The sequence below is a fragment of the Arthrobacter sp. SAFR-044 genome, from assembly GCF_059414985.1.
In genome coordinates this window covers 1-4,443 of the sequence record NZ_JBPFDN010000027.1, presented here as the reverse complement: position 1 = coordinate 4,443, position 4,443 = coordinate 1, and the positions used below count along the sequence as shown (strand labels likewise).

The following is a 4,443-nucleotide window of genomic DNA, read 5'->3' as shown; positions in this document are numbered from 1 at the left end:
TTGGCCGCTATTTTTCCGCTTCAGCGGCGGCGACTCAGAAAACAATACCCGCACACAACCCCCACCGCAAATCGGGCCACACCGGACCCCAGGGGCCTCGAAAACCCCGAAAATACGCGGTTTTCGAGGCCCCTGGCGAGGGTTTCAGCCCCTTCGACATCAATCCAATGCCTCTGTGGAGTGGCTCACATCTGCGGCATGTCGTTCCCAGTCACCTGGAGGACCAGCTCGAAGGCCGCTTCCCGCGGCTTCAACCGGTATGGCTCCAGAACGCCGGGCCCGCACGCTGCCGTCCCCACACCCCTCATGGCATGGTCGAGGTAGATGTAGGTGCGCCCGTCCGGAATGAGATCCGGCCTGTGGGTTGCCGCCGCCAGGGCCTGCATACTGTACGGCCGGACTGTCAGCGCAAAGGGGCCACCGGAAACGTGCACCTCCCTGCCACCCGTGCTCAACACCGCGGACCGCACGCCGGACCGGGCCCCCGACTCCTGGGGGCGGACGTACTCCACGTCCAGGTCGGCGAGGGGCAGTTCGAACCATCCTGTCCGGGCGCCCTGCCCGGTGTCCGGGTAACTCTGGTGCGGACCTTGGCCGAGCCAGCCCACGGTGGTTGTCCCGGCGCCCAGCACAAGCTCCAGCCCGATGCGGGCCCATTCCACGTCGAAGCCCCCGTTCACCCAGTCGCCCACGGGCTTCACCTGCGTCCGCAGCGCCAAGGCATCCGAGGCGCTGCTCCACTCGTAGTCAACCAACACTCCGAACTGCTTGTCCGCCGCCCCCATGCGCGTGCTGACGCGAAGGTGCTCGCCGCCGTCGGGCGTTATTTCGGCGCTGATGCCAAGCAGGCGGGTGTGCAACCGGTCGAGTCCCGCCTCCTTCCACTGGATGGCAAGCGGCCGCTCGTCGCTGCTCCCCCACTCCCGGCCAAGGTCGTTGTCCGTGGGTGCCCACCACAGGACCAGGCCCAGTTTTTCGACGGGCAGGCCACCGATGCAGGTGGGCATGCCGGTGGCCCGGTCGAATATGGCAGGGCCCAGCCGGAGTTCCTGGTCGCTAACCTCGACGGGATCTACGGCCGGCGGCATGGCGGGTGGCGGCACCGCCCGGACCGCCTGCGCCCACGCCACCTCATGGCCGGCAGAACTCCAGGCAGTGTCCGCGGCGAGGACGCCGCTGACCGTGAGCACTGCAGCCGAAGCCTCCGGCAGGCCCGCCACATACCGGGCGACGCCGGCCGGCAGCTCCACAACAGCCCGCGACTGCGGTGCGAGCGGCGGAACTGCAACTGCCCCCTCAAGCCGGGTGCCGCCGTCGGCCTCCACCTTGTACTGGAACCGAAAAGCGGACGTGTCCGCAAAGTCCTGCCCGTTCCGCACGGTGAAGCTGGCCCAGGAGTCAGCCACCCCGATATGCAGCGGCTCAATCACCTTCTTGAAATCCAGCAGGCCGGGGCGGGGGTTGCGCTCGGCGTCCACCAGCCCGTCCGTGACGAAGTTCCCGTCGTGGATCTCCTCACCGAAGTCCCCGCCATAGGCGAAGTGGTGGCCGCCGCCAGGGGACGGGACGGTGATCCCGTGCTCAAGCCACTCCCAGACGAAGCCGCCCATGAGCCGGGGATACCGTTCGAACAACTCCTGGTACTCGCTCATGCCGCCGGGCCCGTTGCCCATGGCGTGTACGTATTCGCACAGCATGAACGGCATGGCGCGGCGCCGCGCATTGAGTGCGGCATCCTCCAATGCCGGTTCAATGCCCTGCCCGATGAGCTCCGTCTCGGCCTGACTCGCGTACATCCGTGAGTAGACGTCCACGTCGGGCGAGGACCAGTCACCTTCGTAGTGGATGGGACGGCAAGGGTCACGGTCCTTGGTCCAGCGCGACATGGCCGCCAGGTTCCTGCCGGTGCCCGCCTCGTTGCCCAGCGACCACATAATCACCGAAGGATGGTTTTTGTCGCGCTCCACCGTCCGCTGCATCCGGTCCACCAGCGCAGCCTCCCACCGCGGATCATCGCTGGGGTTTTGTGCCCAGCCGGCGCTATGGAAGCCGTGCGTTTCGAGATCGCATTCAAGAACCACGTAGAATCCCAGCCGGTCCGCCAGCGCAAGGAATTCCGGGTGGGGCGGGTAATGCGAGGTCCGGATGGCGTTGATGTTGTGCTGCTTCATCAACCGCAGCTCGGCCTCCACCACATCCGGCGGCACAACACGGCCAAACCGGGGGTGGTGCTCGTGGCGGTTTACGCCGCGGAGCAGGATCCGCCGCCCGTTCACCTTGAACTGGGCGTTTTCGATGGCGATGCTCCGGAAGCCCAGCTGCAGCGAGACCGTCTCGCCGGGGCTGCTGACAGTGGCGCCGTAGAGGCGTGGGGTTTCAGCGGACCAGGGTTCCACGCCGGGAACTTGCTGCTCCACCCCGGCGGCCAGTTCGAGGCCAAGTTCCGGAACGCGGACGACGGCGTCAATCGGCTGCCCCGAGCGGGTCACCTCAACGCGGAGCGAGCCGGCGCCCGTTCCCGGGTGGTAGCCCGCGTGGACAAAGACATCGTCAATGCCGTGCTCCGGCCGGCCTTGCAGCGTCACGTCCCGGAAGATGCCCGGGAGCCACCACATGTCCTGGTCCTCCACGTAGCTCGAGGCGGAGAACTGGGCCACCCGAACCGCCAGGATGTTGGTTCCTTCGACCAGGACGCCGGAGACATCGAATTCGTGGGCCAGCCTGCTCCCGCGGGTAGTCCCCAGTTCCACCCCGTTCAGCCACACGGTCCCGGCCGAATCGACGCCATCGAAGCGGAGCACGGCGTGCGGGAGGAACTCCGAACCTGCCTCAAAGGCCACCAGGTGGTCGCCGATGGGATTGGCATCCGGCACGTGCGGCGGTTCCACCGGGAAGGGGAACTGGACGTTGGTATAGGCCGGGGAGCCGTGGCCGTGCATGTTCCAGCTCGAGGGGACGGGAAGGGCAGTGAAGCCGGACAGCCCGGCGCCGCGCTGCCACCCGTCGTTGGGTGCCGTCCGGATTCCGGAGCTCAGCCGGAACTGCCATTCCCCATTGAGTAAGAGCCTGGGTGCGTCGGATTCGAGGTACGCCCGTGCTGGAAGGCTTCCCCGCCCCGGTGCCGGAGAGGCCAATTCCCGGGCCTCCGCGGCACCAAGATCCAGGCGGCGGGAGGGGGCCGCGGCCGTGCTGTCGGGCTGGAAACCAGCAGTCGCGGCGGGGTTAGGCACTCGCATATGTCTTCCTTCGGCGGGGGAGAATCGTACTGCGTGAACGTTCACGCAGCTGCAGAAGAAGCCTAACCGTTCGATTTCGGTTTGAGTAGGGCTCAAGCGGATTGCCGCAGGACAAGCTGGTGCCGCAGGGTCAGGTAGGCCTCGGGGCTGCGGTCCTTGATCGCGCCGGAAAGAAGACCGTCCACGAGTCCGACGGCGGCGCGGCCCACCGCCCGAAGGTCCACAGACAGGGTGGTCAGCTCAGGGGTGAGCAGCTCGCCGAGCGGTATCCCGTCCATGCCGATGACCGGACAATCGCCTGGGACAGACCTGCCAGTTTCGTGCAGCGCCTTCAGTGCCCCTGCTGCCATCAGATCGTTGAAGGCGAGAATGCCATCGACTCGCCCGCCGCCCGTGGAGAGGAGGGCGATGGCCGATCTGGCAGCAGCCGCGGAAGGCTCCGCCGGCAGGCGGGTGAGGTGCACGCCTGCCTGCTCCGCCTCGGCCGCTGCTGCGGCGCTTCGGCTGCTGGCGTGGACGCCCTGGTCCGAGTCCAGGAAGATGATGTTCCGGCAGCCCCGGGATGACAGGTGGGTGAGGGCGAGGCCCGCAGCGTGACGATAGTCGAAGGAGATCCCGCCGGCAGTGCCCGTGCCCGGGGAATCAATGGCGACGACGGGGCGACGGCCCATTAGCGCCTGCGCTTCATCAGGGTGCGGCGCAAGGTAACCAATCAAGGCGTCCACCTGCGGCGCAAGCCGGGCCGCGGCATCTACTGCGCTGCCGGTGCCATGGCCGTAGTCGTCCATCACCACATTCCAGCCGCGCTCGGTGACAGCCTCCACCACGCTGGAGGCAAAGGCCGGAAAATAGGGGTTTGTCAGATCCGGGATAGCGAGCCCAACAGAAGTCCGGGCGCCCTGCACCAAGCCCTTCGCATAACGGCTGGGTATGTAACCCATCTCCGCGGCCAGTGCCTGAACCCGTTCCCTGGTTTCCCGGCTGATGCCGGCCATGTCATTCATGGCTCGGGTCACGGTCTGGCGTGATACGCCGGCTGCAGCTGCCACATCCAGGATGGTGGCCCGCTTGCCACTGGGTCCTTGGATCTGGGGGGTCATAGACGGTAAGTCTAGGCGTCCGGGGCTTGTGGTGTTGTGGTGGTTAAAGTCGGAGGGCCCTGACATTCCTTGTCAGGGCCCTCCATTAATGATGTTCCGGCGGTGAC

At 66.8% G+C, this 4,443-nt stretch carries 2 protein-coding genes; both read right to left on the bottom strand.

What is annotated here, in order from left to right:
• Positions 1 to 185: 185 nt before the first annotated feature.
• Positions 186 to 3,236: a glycoside hydrolase family 2 TIM barrel-domain containing protein gene (locus tag ACR65J_RS20940; RefSeq protein WP_440172712.1), complete on the bottom strand. Its 3,051-nt coding sequence runs from the start codon at positions 3,234 to 3,236 to the stop codon at positions 186 to 188.
• A 92-nt stretch (positions 3,237 to 3,328) separates the two neighbouring features.
• Positions 3,329 to 4,336 carry a LacI family DNA-binding transcriptional regulator gene (locus tag ACR65J_RS20935; protein ID WP_440172711.1) on the bottom strand — a complete coding sequence of 336 codons (1,008 nt, stop codon included), beginning with the start codon at positions 4,334 to 4,336 and terminating at the stop codon, positions 3,329 to 3,331.
• Positions 4,337 to 4,443: the final 107 nt, after the last annotated feature.